This window comes from Paenibacillus sp. SN-8-1, from assembly GCF_050995535.1.
Taxonomy (GTDB): domain Bacteria; phylum Bacillota; class Bacilli; order Paenibacillales; family Paenibacillaceae; genus Fontibacillus.
Genome location: NZ_CP194782.1, coordinates 4,473,585 through 4,495,936 on the forward strand (window position 1 = coordinate 4,473,585; position 22,352 = coordinate 4,495,936).

The window sequence follows — 22,352 nt, forward strand, 5'->3', positions numbered from 1 at the left end:
TGTTCCTACGATCGCTGTTGTTCTCAGACTTCTTTATTCATTTTCTATGGTAGAAGTCTAATCACAAAGCGTATGCTTCCGATGTAGCTTTCTTTCAGAAAGCTTTCAGGCGAACGCTCCGCTTCTCCGGAAGCATTTCACACTCTTGCCTATATGTAAACCTTAAATCCAACTTATCTAACAGTGTAAGTTTATGCTTTACAGGTTCATAGGTTCATGATATCATCTAACACTGTAAGGTTCAAACTAACACTGTTAGATGGAAATTCAAAATTAAATCAGAAAGTGGTGACCCACATGGATGCAGAAAACCTCCATTACTTTGAAAAAGCACCGATCGCCAAAGCCGTTGCTCATTTCGCTGTACCGATGATGCTAGGCACGTCAATGAGTGTGATCTATTCCATCTTGAATGCCTATTTCCTTGGAACACTCCACAATACCGCCATGTTAACCGCACTCGCGCTAACCTTGCCGTTATTCGCGGTCATTATGGCATTGGGCAATTTGATGGGTATCGGCAGTGGCACATTCATCTCTCGCCTGCTGGGAGAGAAGAAATATGAGGACGTCAAGCACGTGTCCGCCTTCGCTTTTTACAGCAGTCTAATTCTCGGTCTTATCGTAATAGCCGTTGGCCTCCCGTTAATCGATCCAATCGTTCATGGCCTGGGGGCGACGCCTGAATCTTTCGGATTCACGAAGGACTATGTCACAGTTATGCTTATAGGTTCACCATTCGTCGTACTCTTCTTCACACTGGAGAATATTGTGCGCTCGGAGGGTGCAGCGATCACATCAATGGCCGGGATGATTCTCAGTGTTGTCGTGAATATTGTTCTTGATGCGCTGGTCATCTTCGTGTTCCACTGGGGCGTGATCGGCGTTGCGTCGGCTACGGTCATTTCCAACCTCGCAGCGAGTGCATTCTATGCCTTCCATATGGGATATAAGAGCCAATTCCTAACAGTCTCCGTGAAATGGTTCAAGGTGACCAGAGACATTCTGGGCAATGTATTCAAAATCGGAGTTCCCGTCTTTATTATGAGTATCTTCCTCGGTGCGATGTCGCTTATCTTTAACCATTTCCTTGTTGAATATGGGGATCCGGCCGTAGCGGCTTACGGGATTTCATCACGTCTGCTGCAATTTCCCGAGTTCATTCTGATGGGATTATGCGAGGGGGTCGTGCCGCTCATTGCTTTCTCTTTTACAGCTAATAAATTACGCATGAAGCATACGATTGGATTTACGATCAAAGTCATTGTGGCGCTGGCCGTCCTGTTAGGCGTCATTGTCTATCTGATCTCAGACCACCTTATCGGTCTATTTACGAATGACCCGCAATTAATCGAAATGGGCAGCTACATTCTGCATGTAACGTTCTTATCCTTGTTCATTACAGGAATGACCACATTGTTCACGGGGATCTTCCAGGCAACAGCGCAAGGAACCGCAGCCTTTATTATGTCAGTTATTCAAGGGATTACTCTGATTCCTGTGCTCTATATCGCCAATCGGATGAATGGCTTCCATGGGGTGGTCTGGTCACTTGTCATTGCGGATGCGGCCACGTTCCTACTTGGCGCCATTATGCTGTATGCTCTGCGGACCAAATTGCAGCCGGATTTGGAGAGTTTAGTACATTAGGTTGTTGAGAACTTTAGTACTCTAATATTGGGTAAAATGTAGATAGAATGAATCACGCATTCCCTTGACAACTGCCGCAAATCGAGATTATGATTAAATAACCAAATATTTAGTTGTTTGGCTGATAACGAACTGGAGACGATGCACCCATGCAGACCCATAACTCGACACAACTTGAGACACTCGTCCATCAGCAGCTAAGGGAATGCAGTCCAGTCTTCCTTGCTTTGGCCGATCCTATCCGGCAGGATATTATTATGATGCTTACGAAGCACGACTCACTCAACGTTGCTCAGATCGTTGAACGATCACCGATGTCCAGGTCCGCCATTTCCCATCATCTGAAGATATTAAGACAAGCCAAGCTCGTCACTTCAACCAAAATAGCCACCGAGATTTATTACAGCCTTGATATTGAGGGACCCGTACTGCTGCTGAAGGAATTCCTCGCAACAACGGATCGTATTATCGAGATGAAGACTGCCGGGGCCGAATAAGGCCCTCTCTTCTCACACTAAATAACCAAATAATTAGATATTTAATCATTTGGTCTTTAGATATTTTATAATTTAGGGGGCTTAATCCACATGAAGACTGTCCTGATTACAGGCGCGTCCAGCGGCATTGGCAAGGCATTCGCCGAATTGTTCGCCAAGAAGAATTATCGCATCATTCTAGCATCTCGTAATGAAGAGAAGCTTGACCGTATTGCACGGCAGCTGGAGATCAGCTATGGCGTCTCTACGATTACCATTCCCGTTGACCTGGCGCAGAGTTCGGGTCCCGTCCTCCTGCACGAGCGGCTGCAAGAATTAGGCATCCAGATCGATGTCCTCATCAACAATGCAGGGATCGGCTCCTTCGGGCCGCTTCATGAGATGGACGTAAGCTCCGAGCTTGAGATGCTGCAGCTCAACGTCCATTCGCTCTCCCATCTTATGATGCTGTTTCTTCCAGCCATGGTGCAGCGCGGTAGCGGGCACATTCTGAACGTAGGATCAACCACCTCGTTCTATCCTTGTCCGTTCAGTGCCAACTATTCCGCTTCCAAGGCATTCGTCCTCTCGCTCACCGAAGCCGTCGCGAATGAGCTGCAAGGGACCGGGGTCACCGTCACGGCATTATGCCCCGGGCCTACCGGGACTGAATTTTTCCGCACCTCCAAGATGGATGGGCAGAAGGTTGCCAACCCAAAAGGCCTCATGAGCCCGCAGGCTGTTGCCGAAATTGGATACAAGGCGTTGATGGGCCATAGAACGTTCATTGTCCCCGGCTTCCAGAACTGGATACTCACGCAGGTGCCGCGCTTCTTTCCAAGAAAGCTCGTCACCCATGTTACGCGAAGTGTATTGGAGCAAAAGCTGTAACATGCATGCAACTCAGTAGTTCAACTTATATAGTTAGAAAGACAATACAATAGGATAGCTTGATGTACATGAACCAGGTTCTTTTTGAATGAATGACCAACAAAATAGTCTGAACATATTACGTCCTCGCTTACTTCTTCATTTCTGAAAAATGGAGGGCAAGGGTTCAACATGGAATTCCTTTTCGTTAACATCATTCTTTCTAAGGTTATTTGATATTTGCGAATATACTCATCGGTTCGAAATGGATTTGGCAATGAGTCCGTCAAAACCACATCACTATACTTCAATACCTCTTCAAGTTCTGTATGGAACCTATAGTTATGCGACTGTTCTGTAATTTCATTGCCGGCTGAACTGACGTGGTTGAAATTCAGATTCATTACTTTCGCCACGTCTGTCCAGGACCTGGAGATATTACCCGCAGGACCGACGAAGGTATACACTAAATCCCTATAGTTGCTTCTTGCCTCACTGATTGAGTATAAGTCCGCTAATATTTCGCATGGATGGTTAACCGAAGTCATTGCGTTGACAATGGGAATCGTTGAGTGCTTCGCCATTTCTTTAATTTTCGCAAAATCTGAATGCCTGACAACTATACCGTCTGCCCAATTCTCTATGTATTTGATCGTATCAACGAGCGCTTCCCTGCGGTCTAATGTCTCTGGAGAGAACACAATACACTCCCCTCCCAAATCCTTTATTCCTTTCTCGAAAGTAATTCTTGTTCTTAGGCTGCTCTCGGGGAAAAATAGAATAAAGTTCTTACCCTGCAGTAATCGCTGGCTGTTATGTTCCCGCAATCTTCTGGTTAGATCAAAGATCTCCTCGATTTGGATAGAAGAGAGTTCATCCACGTTCAGTAAATGCAAATTCACCAACTCCTCCGAATGGAAAGTGATATACTCGTTGTATGATAATACGATGTTATGTATTTTTATTCAACCATCAAAAAGATACAGACCAAATTAAAAGACACCCTATTCGGGTGCCCTCCAAAATCCTTGTATCAATGCCGCACTTCGATCTCGGAAGCTTGGCGACTTAAAAATTGTCTAACCGAAACATCTACACTCAGTCCTATAGCACGGCTATAAGCCGAAAGAGCATCTTCTACTCGATTCGTCCGCTTATACAAATGACCAGCAAGCGCCCAATAAGGCTGATAGTTCACTACCTCCGCGGGGGGAATAGCCTCCAGCAAGACAATGCCGCTTTCCGGTTCATAAGCCTCTGCGACTGCAGCGGCTCGGCCGACCCATGCCCCAACTCCAGGGTGCATCCGAATGAGCCCCTCATATAGCTGTGCAATCGCCTCCCAATGGGTACGCCCGGAGCTTGAACGATGTGCATGCACCGACTGAATTGCAGCCATAAGTTGAAAGCGGCCGATCCTGCCTGCCCGCGAGGCTGCATGAAGATAACTCTCCGCTTCCATGGTCAAATCTATATCCCATCGCGTGCAATCTTGCTCAGAGAGAGGAACGTAGTTCCCCTCTTCATCATGCCGTGCCTTACGCCGCGCCTCACAGTGCAGCATGAGTGCCAATAGACCGTAAATCTCCGGCTCGCGGGGAGCGAACCTAAGAAGCAGCTTCCCTAAATATATGGCCTCCTCCGCCAAGCTCCCGCGATCGTCCCACCCGCTTCCGTAAGCTGCATATATGGTCTCCAGAACGGAATCGAGGCGATCCGGGATTTCTTCCTCATCAGGCATTTCAAAAATGAGGCGTTCGGCACGGATACTTGCCTTTATCCGAGTAAGGCGCTGGCTCATGGTGGAAGGCTTGGTGATGAATGCAGACGCAATTCGGGCTGCATCGATTCCAAGCACTGACTGCAGCATAAGTGGTGTGCGCATCACAGGATCAATTGCAGGGTGAGTACAAAGAAACATCATCCTTAGGCGCTCGTCTGGAAAAGCGGTGCTTGAAGAAGTCAGACGCTGTGTATCCTCAGACATCGCAACGATTGTAGGCAATGCACTTTCGGATACACGATTACGACGGGCACGATCGATAAGCTTCCTTCGGGCGGCCGTAACTAGCCATGCTTCAGGCTTATCCGGAACACCAGCTTTGGGCCAAGTCTCTAGCGCGGCAAGAAAAGCGTCCCCGATGGCATCCTCAACAGCCTGCAGGTCCCGCCAATTTACAATTAAATAGGAGAGCACACGGCCGTAAGCATCACGTGCGATTTCTTCAATGACTTGATTTGTGTACATAGAATGATTACTTCAACGCGGGAATGTTCTGTCTGACCTCAACCGTATCGACGGGTCCTCGGGCGGCCCACTCTAATGCAGTATCAAAGTCTGGAACATCAATCACGAATATCCCGCCGAGCTGCTCCTTCGTCTCGGGAAACGGTCCGTCTTGAACCACCATCTCACCACCGCGCCGCTTCATCGTCGCCGCTGTCTCCGGAGCATAGAGTCCTGAACCGAACACCACAATTCCAGCCTCGCTCAAAGCATGCACATAGTGTGTCCAGCCTGCTAAGTATTGTTGTTGTCTGGCTGGATCCGTTCTTGCGGCAAAGTCCTCCTGACTCTCGTAGAACATCAAAGTGTAATTCATAAAAGCTCCTCCCTTATAAACTATTGGAATTTGATCTCGCTATAATGACGTATCAGCTATTCCGATTTCTACATTATGAAAAACTTTTTATTTAAAGCTTGCTTGCTATGCACTGATAGAATGTCTTTCTAACTTCATTTTCCCTTGGATTATTATCCATATATCCGCCAATTTTGTTCATAACATAAGCATAGCCAACAGCGCAATCGGGATCGGCAAAGCAAAAGGACCCCCCTGCACCTGGATGACCGAACGCATGTGGACTGCTGCCGAACATGCGACCTGAGATCGGTTTCCAAAAACCGAGAGAATAGCCAACCTCACATCTATTTACATGGTCATACCAACCATTTGAAGGAGGTACAGCAGGCTTCATCATCTCAATTATCGTAGTCTTAGATAAGTTTAGCACCTTCCCCCCGGTTGCGAACTCACTATATATGTTGGCCATGCTTCTTGCATCTCCGACCCCATTACCTGAAGGAAACTCAATGGAAAGCATCTCTCTTCTATTAAAGTTCTCATGGGCAACTAACTTATTGGGATCCACCATGCTTCGTGAGGTGAGTGATCTTGGATTAAGGAAACCCATGAGCAGCGGCCTGGGGATCTCATGTAGGTGAAACAATAATTGGAGCGGGCTATTCATTCCTTGTACAGCGGCAAGTCGATTTTGCGGAATATCATCAGGGAGGCCAATATAAAACTCTGCATCTAAGGGCTGTGCTACCTCCTCATGAAAAAACCTTCCCAGTGTTCTCCCCTTAGGGTCCACTCTTCTAATGACTTCTCCAATGAACCACCCGATCGTCCAAGTGTGGTATGCATGCATACTTCCTGGCTGCCACTCAGGCTTTAGCTCTGCAAGCTGCGAAGCAATCTGGGAGGTGTCTAAATCCGAAATTTGATGAATATGTAATTGATCAAGCGTACACAAACCAGCTTGATGTGCTAAAAGCTGCCGGATTGTAATATCCTCTTTCCCACTATTTCCGAACTCTGTCCAGTAACTCGATACTTTGGCATCATAGTCAATCCAACCTTTGGAATGAGCAACCGCCGCTGCAAGGGCGGCAAAACCTTTTGTGCTCGAGAACACGGGCACCAGCGTATCCTTTTCCCAGCATTTATTTAGACGGGGCTCAGCTGAGCCTCCCCATAAATCAACTACCTTTCTACCTTCATAATAAATTGCACAGGCTGCCCCGATCTCCTTTTTATCAAAGTTATGTTCAAAAGCATCCCTTACCGGTTCAAATCCCGCTTCTACGTACCCACTAGCTTTCATGCGAGTCATATTAACCCTCCTAAAAGGAAACAATAGTTTTCTTTTGCTAAAAAAATAAAAAGCTTACAAGAAGCTTCTAAAAACAAACAAAAAGTATTGTGTTAGGCCATTCTTAATGTCTTCCTTATCTGAATGATTACGCAGTACGTCAATCCACCCTGATACAAGGCCTACGGCAATTGTTCTTACAAGGACCTCAACATCCGGCACAGCAGGTATATTGAAGTCTGAGAGATGCTCTTGCAGGTTCAGCGAGACCATGGCGATTAATTCCTCGTAAGTACTCCGATATTTGGTGCCTTCCGAAGCATCAATAAGCAGTAACATTTCATCCCGGTAGTCGCTCATCAAGTTTACGAACACTTGAAGCTGCTCATGTGCCCTGGGTGTCTTGTTGCTTCCGGCTTCATGTTCTTTAATAAAGGAATATAATTGTACTTGTACCTCCGAGACCAGGTGCTCGAAGAGCTCATCTTTACTTTGAAAATATTTGTACATATTTCCAATCGTAGTTCCCGCGCTGGCCGCAATTCTCCGTGTAGAGGATAGCTGAAATCCATGCTCCATAAATTCATGCTTAGCCGCCTTTAGTAAAGCCTCTCTTATTTGAGGCTTCTGAACTTGAACCATCTAACCACTCATCTCATAAGAAATCACGTGTTTTCTTTTATAGTAATGCAAACTAGATGCTGTCGTCAATCGAATGATCGAATCTTTTGCCTGGTACCGGGTAAAGTCATTACCTTCTTCATCACACAACAAAAGCCGCTAATATAGCGGCTCATAGGGGGAGGCAATTTTTTTGATGAGTAGTGATTCTATCAAAACCTCTCTGAAGCTGTTGGAGCATGGCCGATGGGGTCAGCGAGAGAGTGATTCACCTCTGACTTTCCCTCTGCTCCACTAGGTAAAACATATAATCGGTTGGGACCCCGGTATATCCTTGCTGCCTTAGCATCGCAGTCACATTGCCCCGGTGATATGTTCCATGGTTGACCACATGCCGCAAGATATCGGAGAACTGCGTATCAAGGCGGCCGTACTTCGGATGCTCGATCGTCATCGCCTTGTCAGGGTCAGACGTACACCGAAGCAGATCACGGAACTGGGCGGCAGCTCCGGTGAACAGCTGATGCATCTCGTCCACGGTTTTGCCCTGCGCTTCCTCTGTCCAGCCTGGAATCCTCAGGAAAATCTCTCCATTTGGAACCTCCGCGAGCACAGACATATATAGCTGTTCGAACAAGTACATGTGTCCGAGTGTTTGCGATATGGACGGGAACACGCTCTTGACCTCCGCATGGAACACGTCCTCCGGAAGTTGCTTCAGGTGGGCGAACAACTGGTTGTTCGCCCATACATGATATTCGTACAATTGATGGGCGTGATGAAGCATGGATGGATTCACCCTTCCTTTATTATCATCATTTGGCTGCGCAGCCTTGTCTCTATTGTATACCGGGGGTGATGACAAAACCTGTCAGCAATGTTCAATCGAGGTCATTGTCGTAATGTTTAGCGATTTCATATGCTAATTCCCGGACCCGAAGCTTGAGCTCCAGCGGCTCCCGAATGCTAATAGCCGTGCCGAACGTCATTAGATACTTCGGAAGGTACTTGTTCATCGTGGGGACGTCGATCAGAAACCGTGCCTCCCGATCAGTCCGTTCGGTTAAATAATGGCGCAGATGCCAATGGCCGCAAACCTCGCTCAGCGTGTCCGGCTCTCCCTCAATGAGGATGACCGTCATCGGCCCGTCCGCCTCCCGTTCCCGCTCCGACTGGTCGCGGAAGTAGGCGGATGCGGAGAAACGCTCCGGCTTCTCGAACCGCGCATCGGTTGGCTCCAGCAGCCCGATGCGGTCCACGCGGAATATCCGCTCCGCCTGAGAACGGTGGCAGAACGCGACAACGTACCATTCGTTTCGGTCATAAGCCAAACCGTACGGATCAATATCACGCTCGCCAGTCTCCTCCACGTTCGCTTTGCGGTAGCTGATGCGGACCGTTCGCCCGTCCTGCGCCGCCTGCTCTAAGTCCCGCAGCAGCGGAACGACAGAAGACGGACGCGCCGGAGAGATCACATCCAAACCGCTCGCCTGAAGGGACAGTTCATGACGCTGCTCTTCGTGCAGCCCGTTCTCCACCTTCTTCAGCGCGCTTTCCAGCTCCTCCGTATACGGGTAGCCAGCCCCTTCCGCAAATTTAAACGCGTCAACAAGTGCCTTCATCTCTACGGAGTTGAAGAACAATGGCGTCTCTTCGAAGCTTTCCAGAATGCGTATCCCGCCGTCATGACCCGATTCCGCTACTACCGGCACACCGCTGGCGCATAATGCGTCAATATACCGGTACACGGTACGGACGCTGATCTCCAGATTATCCGCGATCTGCGCGGCAGTGAGCTTCCTTCCGAATCGCAGCATCCAAAGCATGGACAGCATATTATCCCATTTCGCCATCTAAAACCTCCCTCTTTTCCTCGTGAAAATGAAATTGAAATCGAACTAGCATTAAAATGAAAGTATCAAGCTAGATGGATGCTTTTACGTGTCCCATTGTCATAACGTATAATGTAATAAAATTCTATGCAAGGTGTGATAGCATGTCTCCCCGTACAAAGAAACAGAACAAGGCCATTTGAGAGCAGCGCAAACAAGAGATTCTGCAGGCAGCCATTCACGTATATGTGGCAAAGGGCTATGCGGCAGCGAACTTGAGCGATATTGCGGATCAAGCGGGTCTTGCGCATGGATTGGTCTATTACTACTTCAAAAATAAAAGGCAGCTTTTTCGGGAGCTTTACGAATATATGAGGGACCAATCGCTTCAGTATACGGCGGCATATTTCGAACAGGATGCACCGGTACTCGAACAATTCAAGAACTACGCCGTGCTTGTCTGCGAGCGTGCCATCAAAGATCCTAAGACCCAGCGTTTCTATATGCGAATCAGCCTGGATCTCCATCATCTATATGAGCCTGGTGAATTGTCGCCCTTTGACTGGATGAAGTGCTTTATTAAGCCGATGGCCCAAGCGATTGACAAAGGAATCAAAAATATAATCGACTCAAGGAGTGTGATTATTTGCCAACAATTCGCAAGGAAATTTGGATTGATGCCTCACCCAAGCAAGTATGGGAGGCTGTCAGCGACGTAGGTGCCGTTCATTACCGTCTTGTCCCCGGCTATACCGAGAATACCCTGATCAACGGTCACGAAAGAACACTTATTCTGCCCAATGGCGGGATAACACGCGAGTTCATCCTTTCAAGTCTTTTCTGATGGCGGCAATGGCGCGAAGCTCGTCTGGATCACCGACTTCCTTCCGGAGCATCTCGCTCCCGAGATTCAAGCACGTGTACATCGGGGAGCGGAGGTTATGAAAGAGACGATTGAGGCCGAAGCAAAGGGAGCCGCGCGATGAGAATTCTAGTCGTTGCGGCTCACCCGAATATCGAACAGTCTCGCGTTAATCAACGCTGGTTGGCAGAATTGCGTGGATACCCCAATCAAATAACCTTTCATGAACTATACAAAGCATACCCGGGCTTTGCCATCGATGCGGATAAGTTTTATGGCGCGGTCAAGGCGAAGGATGACCAGATCAATCATAGCGCCTCTTCTTATGTGGAGCACATCACATCTCCCGATCTTAACCCCATTATCGTTCGAAACCGTATGCTAGCCGAAATGAGTAAGAACTATTCAAATTAAGACCACCCGAGTAGATTAGTGGCTTCTAGCCCCTAGTCACTCCAAAGAGATCTGAAGGGAGAGCAAGTGATTCCTTCAAGACTTCTCTGAAACTTGTTGGGGCATGACCAATGAGGTCACCGAGAGTCCCGCTCGCTTGCGTGAAATCTCCGTTCCGGCTTGCTCGGAAAATGCCCAGCAGCATGTTAACAGCCGCTTCAGGCATGCCTTTGGACATGAGATAATCCCGGTATTCGTCATCGGGCACCACTACTCTGCGAATAGGGCGGCCGGTCAGATCCGAAGTCATGGACGCAATATCATCCATACGAATGGCTTCGGAGGCAGTCAGATTAGGCGTGGGGCCATCAAATTTGTGTTCCATAAGAATTGCCGCAGTAGCTTTTGCCAAATCAGCGTGAGTTGTCCAGGCAATCGGGCCGTCCTCCGGAGCGATCAGTTCCCCTGTCTGGATGGCCTCGCTAAATAACGGTAACGCTGACGCGGCGTAAAAGCCGTTTCGAAGCGACGTGAACGCAACTCCTGAATTGGCAAGCAGCTCTTCTGTAGCGGCATGGTGAATCATAGGTGGAAAGTACGACACCGGGGAGACCCCCATGTGGCTTGTGTAAAGTATTCGCCCGGCACCAGCTTTCTTTGCCGTATCGATCGCCGTCTGGTGATGGCGAATGCCTGCCTCTCCAAGGGTGCCTGAAGATACGATGAGCACCTGGGACGCTCCCTCAAAAGCGTGGAGAAGACCCTCGCTATCTTCGAAATTACCCTGCCGCACACGAACTCCCTGGTTCTGCAGGCCCTGCGCCTTAACCACATCGCGAACACTCACACCAATCTCCCCGGCTGGCACGCGCTCAAGCAGCTGCTCTACGACCGCCCGGCCTAATTTTCCATTGGCTCCTGTAACGATAATCATTTCACCAATCACCCTTTCCCTTTTTTACTGAAGATCAAACAGAGTTGCTTAATATCCAGTTTTTGTGTAACGATAAGTGGGATAAGATCAGGATAAAAGGCTTGAGTCTTGCGAACAACCAACAGTACGCTGAGAATGTCGCTTTCCTAACAATTGTGCTTTTTTGTCTGTTTTAGATCCCATGAGAAAGCGTGGTATAACATGCCGGTTAACGCTAATGATCCGCGTGTAAGGAGAACCCGTCAATTATTAACAGAGGCCTTCTATAGTCTTCTGGAAGAGAAGAAAAATATCTATTCGATCTCCGTGTATGATATTGCAGCTCGGGCGACAGTGAACCGGGCAACCTTCTATGCTCATTTCGAAGACAAGTTTGCCTTTCTTGAGTATTGGATGACAGAGAAATTCGAATCGATCATACATAAAAGAATACCGGTTGACGCGAAGCTCACTTCGGACAATCTGCAGACCCTTGTTCAGACCCTATTCGATTTCCTCTTCCGGTTTCGGCAGTACATCACTTTGGGTGACAGACAGTTTGAGCCTCTGTTTGAAACTGCTATGCAAAAAAAGCTTTACCAGCTCCTGCTCCAGTGGCTGTGTGAAGCCGATGTTGAAGGTATTTCACAGGAGAGCATGGAAGCAACGGCTAACGTCATCAGTTGGGGTATTTTCGGTTCAGCCGTGCAATGCAGCCGGGACCCTCAACAAGAGAAGAGCGACATATTGATCAAGAACGTGTTAGAGGTTGTGACGTTGAATTTGGCACCCTATCTTGAACCGACATAACCGATAAAGATAGCGTAGAAAGCTCCTCCTGAAGCAACGCCGCAATCATTCGCCCGAAAGCTTATAAAGCAATTTTAAGAATAGCCACCTCCTCAGCTTGCTTCTGGGGAGGTTTTTTATGTCCAAATGCCGGAACAAACCGATTCTGATCAACTAGCATGTACGACTGAGGCTCATTATTGCTACTACTTATTGGCATTCTTAAGCGCCGCGATCACATCGGCAACCAGCCGGTCGGCACCAGCGATAAGGCCGTCCGGGTGGTGGGCCATACCCAGTCGTACGACGACCAAGTGCTCTGAGGGGACAATCACAACATGCTGCCCCATGTTGCCCATGGCGAAGAAGGCATCATGCGGCACATGGGGCATACCCCATGGAAGGCCATACGGCGCATTGCCGCTTACTGCTCGGTTAATCCAGAATCCGGCTCCATATCCGGTATTCAGCGTCTGTGAGGAAGAGTATTTGACCCACCCCTCCGGGAGGATGCGCTCCGAGCCTGCCATCCCATCGTTCAGATACAAGAGCCCAAAGCGAGCCCAATCGCGCGCTGTGGCCAGCATCGACATGGCGCCGTTTGGCGTGCCGGTAGCATCGAACTCCAGAGTTACGTTCTTCATCCCCGTCGGCCCAAATAGTTCACGCTGCGCCAGTTGTCTTACATCCGAGGCACGACCGCCGGCGGCATCACGAATAATGCGTGAGAGAAGAATATAATTGCCGTCCGTGTATGCCCACTCGCTTCCAGGCGCAGCGGTTAGCTTGGCCTTCTCGGCGAAGCCCGCCATGTCTCGTTCGATAAAGACCATTCGGGATGCAGGGTCGAAGCCGGAACTGGTCTCTTTAAGGGCGAGACCGCTTGTTTGGCGCAGCAATTCATCTATTGTGATGGCGTGGCGCGGGTCTTGTTCATTGCGCCATGCTGCAATGGGGGCCAATTGCCCGACATTCAGCTTGCCCTGACGGACCAATATGCCGATCAGTGCGTTGGTGACGGATTTGGTCGCCGAATATCCGAGCAAGGGTGTGTTCACCCCTACGCCAGGAGCATAACGTTCGGCTACCACCTTACCGTCCTTAACCACGACAATGGCCTGGGTGCGTTTAAAGGGGGGCTTCTCTCGCTCAGCAAAAGCCCGGTCCAGCGCGGCACGCAGCTGCTCGTTCTTAGGCTCCACCACACCCGGTCCAGCGATCTCGGCAGCCTGTGGCTTCACTTGGTCAGCAGGGGCTTTAAAATCAGCGGCTGCAGCCAGATTGGCATCTTCTGGGCTATAAACTAATGTGCAGCCTATCCCCTCGCCGTACACCGCCCGAGTTTTGTACAATCCCGCGATGGTCGTCGTGACTTCACGTTTCTCACGGTTAACGTTATAGTCCATCAAACCGCTAATGTACTTAATGGCCCCTTCAGGCTCGATCATATCGCTGTACACCTGATCCGGGTTAAGGCCTGATACAAACGTTCCGGAGCAAATCTCCTTGCTGGCAAAGCCCGAAGCAACCTTCAATGGCTGATCAAGTACAGCCAACAAGCAGGCGAATAAGGCAAGCAGAACTCCGATAACAAGCAGCGTTAATCTGCGTTTACTCCTGAGAAGGGCCCGGAAAGGATTGACTCTGCTGAATTTCCCCGATTTCATTGAAAACAACTCCTCACACCCCTTGTATACACTGTATACTAGGTATTATAAGTATACAGTGTATACCCGTCAACTTCTTTGCGGTATACTAGGATTATCTTATTTTTCAGGAGCGTTGAACTGTGAACTCTAATAAAAGTAATGACACACCAAAAAGTACCCCTCCCCGTAAAGGTTCTGTTCGCCTTAGCCGGGAGGCTATTGTTGAGCTTGCACTCCAGATTGGGGATACGGAAGGAATGGGTGCTGTGAGCTTTCGGCGCTTAGCCCAGGATTTCAAAGTAACACCCATGGCTGTCTATCGGCATGTAAGCAACAAAGAGGATCTATTGGAGGCCATGACCGAACGGATGCTGGCCTCTTTCGATATTTCAGCCGTGCAGGCGGTCGATTGGCGGGAACAAGTACGAGGCTTTCTATACGCTCTGCGTCAGGTATTGATCATTCATCCCTCAGGCAGATCATTACTGTCCAGACGTTCCCTGCCTTTGACCAACAGGCTCACTCTCTTCGAGACCTCGCTTAGCATTCTTCGTAGAGCTGGCTTTTCGCCTCAGCAAGCGTTCTATATTTTCGAGCATCTTCTGAATCAGGTCGTGTCGCTCGTTATTACTGGGGATGGTTACGTACAGGGGTCGGAGGAGGAACGTAAAGTGTGGGGGGCTAAATTGCTCGAATTCTACGGTGGCCTTCCGCAGGAGGAATATCCCTCACTTGTAGAAGCAGCCCCGAGTATCGCCGCTTGCGTCGATACAGATCTTCACTTTAAGTTCGGTGTAGACCTCCTGCTCGCTGGACTTGAGGCCATGTCGGCCTCCTCACAATCAAGGAGCCTGTAGGGAGATTAGCCATGCTGTTCAGTGGTAATAACTTAGGGCCGCCTTTACAGGCAGCCCTATCGACAAGCAGGGAAAACCCGCTATTCAAATTTTTGCTGTCCCAGCAACTTTGCAGACGAGCTTCATTATTCTTAAGGATCGCCTCCCGATTGGGGCTGCGAGTACGTGGCTTATCTTAAAAAGATCATACATGACGTTGCGACATTCGGGCTCTTCTCTCTGTATTAAGGTTATCCGTTCAATACCAACTCCATTGCTGAACTCTTGAGTTTAAACCCTCTCTTTTCATAAACTGGCTTCCCATCTGCAGAAGCGGTTAGTATTATTCGACCGGCGTTATTACTTTTTGCATACTCAATACTCTTGTCTAATAGGGCCGTTGCGATTCCCTTTCCCCTAAAGTCAGGAGTAGTGTACACATTCATTATGTAAGCATCCATTCCTAAGAGATTATGTAAATATGGTGGACGATTGATTATAATTAATCCGATTGTTCCAATAATTTGTCCTTGAGATTCTGTAACAAACGAGATGTAATCTCCACTTTTCAAATGTTTCTCATAATACAGCCTGTTAGCATTCCTGACCTCTTCCAGCTCCTCCTTATTTCCCATCTTTCCAACCTCTTGAAGCAGGGCTATTCGAAGCTCAACAAGATTCTCCAAATCGGAGTATTTCGCACGTCTTAAATCAAACTCCATATTTGTAACGCTCCCCCCTGAACAATGTATAATTGCTTCTACACCGAACAATGACTGTACGACCATGCGCCTGAGCTAGGGCTCAATCTCTCGAGGGTCTCTTGGCCTACCTCACCTGATTCTCATAATAGGCTTTATCCGCCGCTTTGCGACTTTTACCTCCAGTCCAATAACCTAGAATTACATGGGGGCTTCTGAACAGCACCCAATCTCCCAGCTTGTCGAACTTCCTGGCGGAGGTGAACAGCTTTGCTGTACGTATAGTACCGAACCGTCTTCCGCTCTTTTTGCCGTACTGCTTCAGACGTTTCGCAAAGTCCGCATCCTCCGTCATCAGCATTTCTTCGTTAAAGCCTCCGATGGCGATAAAATCTGCTTTCCGGCACCAGAACATCCCGACCGAGATATTCCCGTACTTTAGCATGAGCGGCAATAAAATAACCAGCAGTGAGCAAATAATCCCGAGCGATATCCGTTCCATCTGGATGGCTCCTACTCCTCCGCCAATAGTACTTTCATCTGACAGCAGCCTTTCCACCTCGGATAACATATTCTCCGACATACGGCTGTCAGCGTCGATAGACACAATCCACTCCCCTCTTGCAGCCTTCACACCGGCATTGCGGATGACAGACAAATTTGGGGTATCCTCCTGGATCACTACACATTCATAAGCGCGGGCAATCTCCTCTGTCCGATCCTCGCATCGGTTACTAACCACAACCACCTCAATGGTTCCACTAAATGACTTCGCCGCCCTCTGTATCGATTCCAGGCACTCTCCTATATACTTCTCCTCATTATGTGCCGGAATAATGACGGAAAGCTTAACCCGCCTGGTATCATCCGCTTTAATAAACATGTTATCTCCTCCTATTGGCGCTTAATGCCGGTTAACAACAGCTCGGTAGACTTCCGAAACAGCACCTTCATCTCTTCTTTGGTCATAAAAGCATAACTGTCGCTCAAACCGGAGTAAAAACTTAACACAATAAAAGCCAGCGTTTTGGAGTCCTCGTCTTTCAAGTACCCCGCGGCAATTCCTCCTTCAATAAAATCCTCAAAATTCTTCATATAGCTATTCATTACTCCGACAAACCTGGCTATAGTCTCGCTGCTGGCACTGGTACGTAGAAAATCCTCCGCCGCCTTCGACAACGGTCTTTGCAATGTATCCACGAAATGATCCGCAAATGCATAGAGCTTCTCTTCCATTCCGATGATTCCATCTGACCGTCTTGACCAATCCTCCCAGGACCCTGTGAATACGCTTTCCGCAATGTACACGAACAGATCTTCCTTGTTCAGGAAATGGTGGTATACTCCGCCCTTGCTGCAGCCTGCTGCACGACAAATATCTTGAATGGAAGTGGCGGCATACCCCTTTTGGGAGAACAGAACTTTCGCACAGTCTACAATACGCTGCTTGGTTACCTTATTATCTTGATTCACATCCTACATCCCTTTCTTATCTACATACCGACCGTCCGGTATGTAGATAAATTTACCATTTATTTATACTGGTGTAAACCCATAACGCAAAAAAAACCGCCCTTTGGTGATGCGGCAGGGTCAACCCACCACATCCAAAAGGAACGGTTTCTTTGTACATTTACTATACTATGGACCAGCTTAACGCTACAGCAGTTCTTTGCGCAGCTGCTCCGGCGATTTCGGTGACAGAAGGCCGAACGGGATATCGAATACGGTATATGCGCCGGACTCTCCCTTTTGTGCCAGGCGGTAAGCCGCGCGGGCATAGGCAACCAGCACGCTGGCGGTAAATTCCGGATTGCTGTCCAGCTTCAGGCCGAACTCGATAATCTGCGTATTCCCCGCTCCTGTCTTTCCGCTTCGGATAACATGACCGCCATGCGGCATTGCGCTATGTTCTGCGGCCAGCGTCTCTTCGCTTACGAAATGAACCACAGTCTCGTAGTCTGCAAAATAATTCGGCATGCTGCGGATCGTCTCCGCAATTGCCTCGCGATCTGCGCCTTCCTCAGCCACTACGTAACACTCACGCAAATGCTTGTCACGAGTAGATAGCTCAGGGTTCTCCCCGCTGCGTACGCGCTCCACTGCTTCTTCACGCGGAATGGTGTACTGGATGCCGTTCTTGACGCCGGGTACACGGCGAATAGCGTCGGAGTGTCCCTGGCTCACGCCTTTACCCCAGAAGGTGTACTCGCTTCCTTCCGGCAGCATGGCTTCTGCCAGCAGACGGTTCAGCGAGAACAGCCCCGGATCCCAGCCGGTAGAAATGACACTGACAGTCCCCGCCTTACGGGAGCTGGCTTCCACTTCCGCATAATACTCAGGAATTCGCGCATGGGTATCGAAGCTGTCGACCGTATGGAACAGCTTCGCCAGAGCAGGGCCCTGTTCCGGCAGATCGGTTGCGGAACCGCCGCAGAGGATCAGAACATCGATTCTCCCCCGGTAAGATTCGATATCGTTAATGGACACCATCTGTGTGCCGGCCTCTAATGTGTTAGGATCGCGGCGCGTAAAAATCGCTTCCAGTCTAAGATCAGGATTCTGCCGGATTGTCGCTTCAACGCCACGTCCGAGATTGCCGTAGCCAACGATGCCGATGGAAATAGGTTGAGTCATAGTTGTGTCCTCCATTTCAATATATGCTGGATCAGATCCAGCCGCGGGCGCTCATCGCTTCACTGATCCGTTTGATGGAGATCATGAAAGCCGCAGTCCGCAAATCTGTGCCGTGCTCACGGGACAAGGCGCGAACCTCATCATAGGAAGCGTACATCCGCTGAGACAGACGCTCAAGCACTTCTTCCTCCGTCCAGTAGAAGTTAGCCAGGTTCTGCACCCATTCGAAGTACGATACGGTTACGCCGCCAGCATTAGCCAGAATATCAGGAATGACGAGCACGCCTTTTTCCTGCAGAATTTTGTCTGCCTCTGGAGTAGTTGGGCCGTTAGCCGCTTCAGCAATGATCCGTGCCTTGACGTTCGCTGCATTGGCACCAGTTATCACATTCTCAAGTGCAGCCGGGATAAGGATATCAACATCCAGCTCCAGCAGTTCTTCGTTCGTAATGATGTAAGACGCACCGTAGTCGGCCAGCTTGGCATGGTCCTTAAGCTCATAAACCTTCTGCAAGTCAAGACCTTCCGCCTGATACAATCCCGTTCTCGAATCGCTGACCGCAACAACTTTACAGCCTTGTTCAGCAAGCAGTCTAGCCGCAATCCGTCCGGCGTTGCCGAAGCCCTGCACCGCAACTGTTGCACCTTCTGGAGAGATGTTCAGCTCCTTAAGCGCAGCGAGCACGGTGTACACGCAGCCTTGCGCCGTCGCTTCATTCCGGCCTTTGGAGCCGCCGAGGATGAGCGGTTTGCCTGTGATGATGCCCGGCGTGTTAACGCCCTTCAGACGACTGTATGTATCCATCATCCAGCCCATAACCTGAGGTGTCGTGTAGACATCTGGTGCTGGAATATCTTTATCAGGACCGATGAAATCAGCGATAGCTTCCATAAAGCCGCGGCTGACACGTTCCAGTTCGCCCTTGCTCATCTCACGCGGATCACAGATAACTCCGCCCTTGCCGCCGCCGTATGGCAGACCTACTACACCGCATTTAAAGGACATCCACATGGACAATGCTTTAACCTCGTCCAATGTAACGTCGGGATGGAAACGAATTCCGCCCTTTCCTGGACCAACCGCATCGTTGTGCTGGGAACGGTATCCTTCGAAGACGACAACTCTACCGTCGTCCATCTTAACTGGAAAGTTAACGGTCAGTACACGTTTCGGTTTCTTCAGGATATCGGTAATATGTTGTGGAAGCTGCAAATAGGCAGCCGCTTCATCAATCTGTTTTTGCACGATTTCAAAGGGGTTCAAGGTCTCTTGCGCCGACCCTACGTTTTCTTTAATGCTCATAAGCTTCAGCCCTTTCTCCATATAATTTTGCGATTCACCGCTTTAAAGAGGTCAGAATACATCTTACATCATACGTCAGTTTTGTAAAAGACTTTTTTCGAAGAAATCAGTGAATTTTTTCCATCGGGTCGATACAAAATATTTATCAAGCGCTTGAAGGAATGGTGCATGTAATGCCGATTTCAGTGTTAAATCCACCCAAGTCAGGACCGATGAAGTGATTTTCACAGTTGAAAAATAGAATATGGGATTGTAAAATCAGACAAGTGATCGCTTTTAAAACTAGATATGAACCAACTGTATAACCTCTGGAATATGGCTGGAGGGTATCTACCAGGAACCTAAAATCCTGACTACAGAAAATGAATTCATTCGTTTTTTGTAGTCAGGATTTTTTGCTGTTATCTGTAAAGGTCCTTAAGAGCCATTTCTTCTAATCTCAACTAAGAAAGGACATGAAACAGTAGTATGAATTTGAAAGTTATTATATTGGCATTATCGACCGTTGCGGTTGGTTTGGTTGAATTAATCGTTGGCGGGATACTGCCGGCGATCTCCGGCGATCTAAACATTTCATTAAGCACTGCGGGGCAGCTTATCTCGGTGTTTGCGCTTGTCTATGCAATTGCCGGGCCTGTTCTGCTGGTCTTGACCAGCAAGATTGAACGCAAGAAATTGTATCTTACTTCCTTGTTTATCTTTTTCATCGGCAATGTATTGACATACTTCAGTCCAAACTTTGCTTTTATGATGGTAGCTAGAGTGTTGACGGCAACTAGCACAGCACTTATCGTTGTGCTTTCTTTAACGATTGCTGTTAAAATTGCTGCTCCTGCCCACCAGGCAAAAGCTTTGGGACTCATTTATATGGGTATTAGTTCGTCACTTGTGTTAGGTGTACCACTCGGAATCCTGATCTCCAATATGTTTGGATGGCGGGTAATATTTCTTGGAATCGCTGTGTTATCGATCGGATCCATGGTGCTTATTTCATTATTTTTGGGGCATATTCCTGGGGAGAGGACAATTCCACTTTCACAACAATTGAAGGCCTTAGGAAATGGGAAAATAATCAGTGCCCATCTTGCTACGATGTTTATGCTAGCAGGGCACTATACGATTTATGCGTATTTCACACCGTTCCTAGAGACAAATCTTCATCTTGATTCCAAATGGATTAGTATCTGCTATTTTGTATTTGGCATTGCAGCTGTAGGCGGCGGGGCATTTGGCGGTACACTTTCTGATTGGATCGGTGCTCGCAAGAGTATCATCATCGTGATCAGCGCATTTGCTGTTATATTGTGCTTATTACCATTAACAACTTCTTCAATCTTCTTATTCATCCTAACGATGATCATTTGGGGGGCACTCAGTTGGAGCTTGGCGCCCCCTCAACAAAGCTATTTAATTCACACCGATCCAGCTACGTCTGATATACAGCAAAGCTTTAATAATTCCGCATTGCAAATTGGTATTTCACTTGGGTCAGCAATTGGCGGATTGGTGTTAAACCAAACTGGCTCGTATTCCAGTACAGCTTGGTTTGGGAGTGGAATTGTCATGATTGCGTTACTATGCGCAGTTTTTTCTTTTACGAGACCGACAATATCAAGAGAGCACAAGGCTTCGGACTAAGATAGGGAAAAACTGTGGAGGCACACCCATCAGTACTCTTCCGTATAGCTCTAGTCCAGTCGATGCTGTAGTCAGCGCATGATTGGAGCCGCCTCTGATGTCCCGGAATATTTGAGATAAGCGATTGGAATCGGCAATAACACTTCCTCCGCTCTCTGCCATTAGCATATCTACGGCTTCCCAGCACAGCATGGCTGCATAGGTCATATCCGTCTGCACCTGTGCCATCTCCTTTAGACTAAACGGTGCTGTAATCTGCACATGACGCTCCAAATTGTCAATGGTTCGACTGATATGAAGATGAGCGGATTCGACCTTTATAGCCGCAAGTCCCACTTTATACTGGATATGACCCACTGCAGCTTGAGAGCTATGGACAGTCATTGCAATTCCCTTGTGAGGTGCTTTCTGGGCAAAATACTCGACAGCCCCTCTAGCGAGTCCGAGAATCGCGCTTATTCCCGTTGTGATGCTGATAATAAGCTGTGCGTAAGGCTTGTATCTGTCACGCCCTTCCAGTTCGGCGGGCTGCCGGTCTCCCTGTTCGGTGATGGTGATGACATGTTTGTCAGGTATAAACACATTTTTGAGTTCCAGACTATTACTCGCTGATCCTTTCAGGCTCATCGTATACCAATCGTCAACGATTGTGACCTCACTCATGGGTACAACGGCCAGCATCATCTCCAAATCCATGCCTTCTTGCATGGATTTGGCGTCCTTGAGGCTCAACAGGGCATGGGTTGCATGCTTTGAACCTGAACCGAACCCCCAAAAGCCCTCCTCTACCAAATACCCTCCGTCTACTTTCTTCACGACCGCTTTACGTGCCAGCAGGACAGAGCAGAAACGTATCTCCTCTACCTGGTTATAGATCGACTCTAATACGTCCGAAGGTAATGATAGGGATGCGTTATAGTTATTTCCGTTGATGATTTGAGCGACCCAGCCAACAGAACCATTCCCCCTAGCCAACTCGGATATAATCTCAATCATAGCTCGGATACTAACCTCATGCCCCCCGTACTCCTTCGGTGTGCCAAGCTTAAACAGCCCCGCATCCGATATCTTCTGAATTACTTCATCAGGAATATGTCGTTCTTCATCAATCGTAGTGCCGAACTTCTGCAGATAGGGAACTAACTCGGTAGCACTCTGAAGCAATTGCTGTTCAAAAGCAGTAAGTTGGCATTCTGTACTTAAGTTGGCCATTGAAATCCACTCCTTAATTAATTATACATCTGTATATTTAAGATGCATTTATACAGTAAATGGTATAATGTATAATTAATTTCAACAACCG

The 22,352-nt window shown here is 48.4% G+C and carries 23 protein-coding genes and 1 riboswitch; of the genes, 8 read left to right on the plus strand and 15 right to left on the minus strand.

Annotation, left to right across the window (positions count from 1 at the left end; all coding sequences use genetic code 11):
- The first annotated feature begins 297 nt into the window (after positions 1–297).
- From ACRRNK_RS21935 to ACRRNK_RS21945, 3 genes are all read left to right on the plus strand, one after another.
- Positions 298–1,650, plus strand: a complete 1,353-nt coding sequence (locus ACRRNK_RS21935) for an MATE family efflux transporter (RefSeq protein ID WP_433944709.1) — start codon at positions 298–300, stop codon at positions 1,648–1,650.
- 149 nt (positions 1,651–1,799) lie between these two features.
- The gene (locus ACRRNK_RS21940) at positions 1,800–2,147 is read left to right on the plus strand and encodes an ArsR/SmtB family transcription factor (protein WP_433944710.1); all 348 of its coding nucleotides are present in this window, start codon (positions 1,800–1,802) and stop codon (positions 2,145–2,147) included.
- 90 nt (positions 2,148–2,237) lie between these two features.
- Positions 2,238–3,017 carry an SDR family NAD(P)-dependent oxidoreductase gene (locus ACRRNK_RS21945; RefSeq protein ID WP_433944711.1) on the plus strand — a complete coding sequence of 260 codons (780 nt, stop codon included), beginning with the start codon at positions 2,238–2,240 and terminating at the stop codon, positions 3,015–3,017.
- A gap of 20 nt (positions 3,018–3,037) precedes the next feature.
- Here the strand turns inward: ACRRNK_RS21945 and ACRRNK_RS21950 are convergent, their stop codons facing one another.
- The 7 genes from ACRRNK_RS21950 to ACRRNK_RS21980 all read right to left on the minus strand — a co-directional run bounded on the left by ACRRNK_RS21950 (position 3,038) and on the right by ACRRNK_RS21980 (position 9,349).
- Positions 3,038–3,892 carry an ornithine carbamoyltransferase gene (locus tag ACRRNK_RS21950; RefSeq protein WP_433944712.1) on the minus strand — a complete coding sequence of 285 codons (855 nt, stop codon included), beginning with the start codon at positions 3,890–3,892 and terminating at the stop codon, positions 3,038–3,040.
- 137 nt (positions 3,893–4,029) lie between these two features.
- On the minus strand, positions 4,030–5,244 hold the full coding sequence (locus ACRRNK_RS21955; protein ID WP_433944713.1) for an RNA polymerase sigma factor: 1,215 nt from the start codon (positions 5,242–5,244) through the stop codon (positions 4,030–4,032).
- A 7-nt stretch (positions 5,245–5,251) separates the two neighbouring features.
- Positions 5,252–5,599 (minus strand): YciI family protein, encoded by a 348-nt coding sequence (locus ACRRNK_RS21960; RefSeq protein ID WP_433944714.1) that lies wholly within the window; start codon positions 5,597–5,599, stop codon positions 5,252–5,254.
- Between the two features lie 91 nt (positions 5,600–5,690).
- Positions 5,691–6,896: a serine hydrolase domain-containing protein gene (locus ACRRNK_RS21965; protein WP_433944715.1), complete on the minus strand. Its 1,206-nt coding sequence runs from the start codon at positions 6,894–6,896 to the stop codon at positions 5,691–5,693.
- A 54-nt stretch (positions 6,897–6,950) separates the two neighbouring features.
- Positions 6,951–7,517 (minus strand): TetR/AcrR family transcriptional regulator, encoded by a 567-nt coding sequence (locus ACRRNK_RS21970; protein ID WP_433944716.1) that lies wholly within the window; start codon positions 7,515–7,517, stop codon positions 6,951–6,953.
- 247 nt (positions 7,518–7,764) lie between these two features.
- Complete coding sequence (locus tag ACRRNK_RS21975; RefSeq protein ID WP_433944717.1) at positions 7,765–8,361, minus strand: DinB family protein; 597 nt, start codon at positions 8,359–8,361, stop codon at positions 7,765–7,767.
- 16 nt (positions 8,362–8,377) lie between these two features.
- A complete protein-coding gene (locus ACRRNK_RS21980; protein WP_433944718.1) occupies positions 8,378–9,349 on the minus strand; it encodes a helix-turn-helix transcriptional regulator in 972 nt (323 codons plus the stop codon).
- A gap of 203 nt (positions 9,350–9,552) precedes the next feature.
- On the opposite strand from ACRRNK_RS21980, the gene ACRRNK_RS21985 reads away from it, so the two are divergent.
- Both ACRRNK_RS21985 and ACRRNK_RS21990 read left to right on the plus strand, forming a co-directional pair.
- Positions 9,553–10,047 (plus strand): TetR/AcrR family transcriptional regulator, encoded by a 495-nt coding sequence (locus ACRRNK_RS21985; protein WP_433946972.1) that lies wholly within the window; start codon positions 9,553–9,555, stop codon positions 10,045–10,047.
- 263 nt (positions 10,048–10,310) lie between these two features.
- Entirely contained in the window at positions 10,311–10,604 is a 294-nt protein-coding gene (locus ACRRNK_RS21990; RefSeq protein WP_433944719.1) for an NAD(P)H-dependent oxidoreductase, read from the plus strand.
- Positions 10,605–10,629: 25 nt separating this feature from the next.
- Here the strand turns inward: ACRRNK_RS21990 and ACRRNK_RS21995 are convergent, their stop codons facing one another.
- Positions 10,630–11,517 carry an SDR family oxidoreductase gene (locus ACRRNK_RS21995; RefSeq protein WP_433944720.1) on the minus strand — a complete coding sequence of 296 codons (888 nt, stop codon included), beginning with the start codon at positions 11,515–11,517 and terminating at the stop codon, positions 10,630–10,632.
- A 201-nt stretch (positions 11,518–11,718) separates the two neighbouring features.
- Between ACRRNK_RS21995 and ACRRNK_RS22000 the strand changes: the two genes are divergently transcribed.
- Positions 11,719–12,306 (plus strand): TetR/AcrR family transcriptional regulator, encoded by a 588-nt coding sequence (locus ACRRNK_RS22000; RefSeq protein WP_433944721.1) that lies wholly within the window; start codon positions 11,719–11,721, stop codon positions 12,304–12,306.
- Between the two features lie 185 nt (positions 12,307–12,491).
- Here ACRRNK_RS22000 and ACRRNK_RS22005 read toward each other — a convergent pair whose 3' ends face one another.
- Positions 12,492–13,952 (minus strand): serine hydrolase domain-containing protein, encoded by a 1,461-nt coding sequence (locus tag ACRRNK_RS22005; RefSeq protein ID WP_433944722.1) that lies wholly within the window; start codon positions 13,950–13,952, stop codon positions 12,492–12,494.
- A gap of 122 nt (positions 13,953–14,074) precedes the next feature.
- Between ACRRNK_RS22005 and ACRRNK_RS22010 the strand changes: the two genes are divergently transcribed.
- Positions 14,075–14,791, plus strand: a complete 717-nt coding sequence (locus ACRRNK_RS22010; RefSeq protein ID WP_433944723.1) for a TetR/AcrR family transcriptional regulator C-terminal domain-containing protein — start codon at positions 14,075–14,077, stop codon at positions 14,789–14,791.
- Between the two features lie 230 nt (positions 14,792–15,021).
- Here the strand turns inward: ACRRNK_RS22010 and ACRRNK_RS22015 are convergent, their stop codons facing one another.
- The 5 genes from ACRRNK_RS22015 to ACRRNK_RS22035 all read right to left on the minus strand — a co-directional run bounded on the left by ACRRNK_RS22015 (position 15,022) and on the right by ACRRNK_RS22035 (position 19,411).
- Complete coding sequence (locus ACRRNK_RS22015) at positions 15,022–15,492, minus strand: GNAT family N-acetyltransferase (RefSeq protein ID WP_433944724.1); 471 nt, start codon at positions 15,490–15,492, stop codon at positions 15,022–15,024.
- 106 nt (positions 15,493–15,598) lie between these two features.
- Entirely contained in the window at positions 15,599–16,354 is a 756-nt protein-coding gene (locus ACRRNK_RS22020; RefSeq protein ID WP_433944725.1) for a glycosyltransferase, read from the minus strand.
- Between the two features lie 11 nt (positions 16,355–16,365).
- Positions 16,366–16,944: a TetR/AcrR family transcriptional regulator gene (locus tag ACRRNK_RS22025; RefSeq protein ID WP_433944726.1), complete on the minus strand. Its 579-nt coding sequence runs from the start codon at positions 16,942–16,944 to the stop codon at positions 16,366–16,368.
- A 186-nt stretch (positions 16,945–17,130) separates the two neighbouring features.
- Positions 17,131–18,108: a diaminopimelate dehydrogenase gene (locus tag ACRRNK_RS22030; protein ID WP_433944727.1), complete on the minus strand. Its 978-nt coding sequence runs from the start codon at positions 18,106–18,108 to the stop codon at positions 17,131–17,133.
- Between the two features lie 31 nt (positions 18,109–18,139).
- Positions 18,140–19,411: a Glu/Leu/Phe/Val family dehydrogenase gene (locus ACRRNK_RS22035; protein ID WP_433944728.1), complete on the minus strand. Its 1,272-nt coding sequence runs from the start codon at positions 19,409–19,411 to the stop codon at positions 18,140–18,142.
- Between the two features lie 277 nt (positions 19,412–19,688).
- Positions 19,689–19,787, plus strand: a riboswitch (purine riboswitch).
- A 92-nt stretch (positions 19,788–19,879) separates the two neighbouring features.
- Between ACRRNK_RS22035 and ACRRNK_RS22040 the strand changes: the two genes are divergently transcribed.
- A complete protein-coding gene (locus tag ACRRNK_RS22040; RefSeq protein ID WP_433944729.1) occupies positions 19,880–21,049 on the plus strand; it encodes an MFS transporter in 1,170 nt (389 codons plus the stop codon).
- Here ACRRNK_RS22040 and ACRRNK_RS22045 read toward each other — a convergent pair.
- Positions 21,023–22,261 (minus strand): acyl-CoA dehydrogenase family protein, encoded by a 1,239-nt coding sequence (locus ACRRNK_RS22045; protein WP_433944730.1) that lies wholly within the window; start codon positions 22,259–22,261, stop codon positions 21,023–21,025. The genes ACRRNK_RS22040 and ACRRNK_RS22045 overlap by 27 nt on opposite strands.
- Positions 22,262–22,352 lie beyond the last annotated feature (91 nt).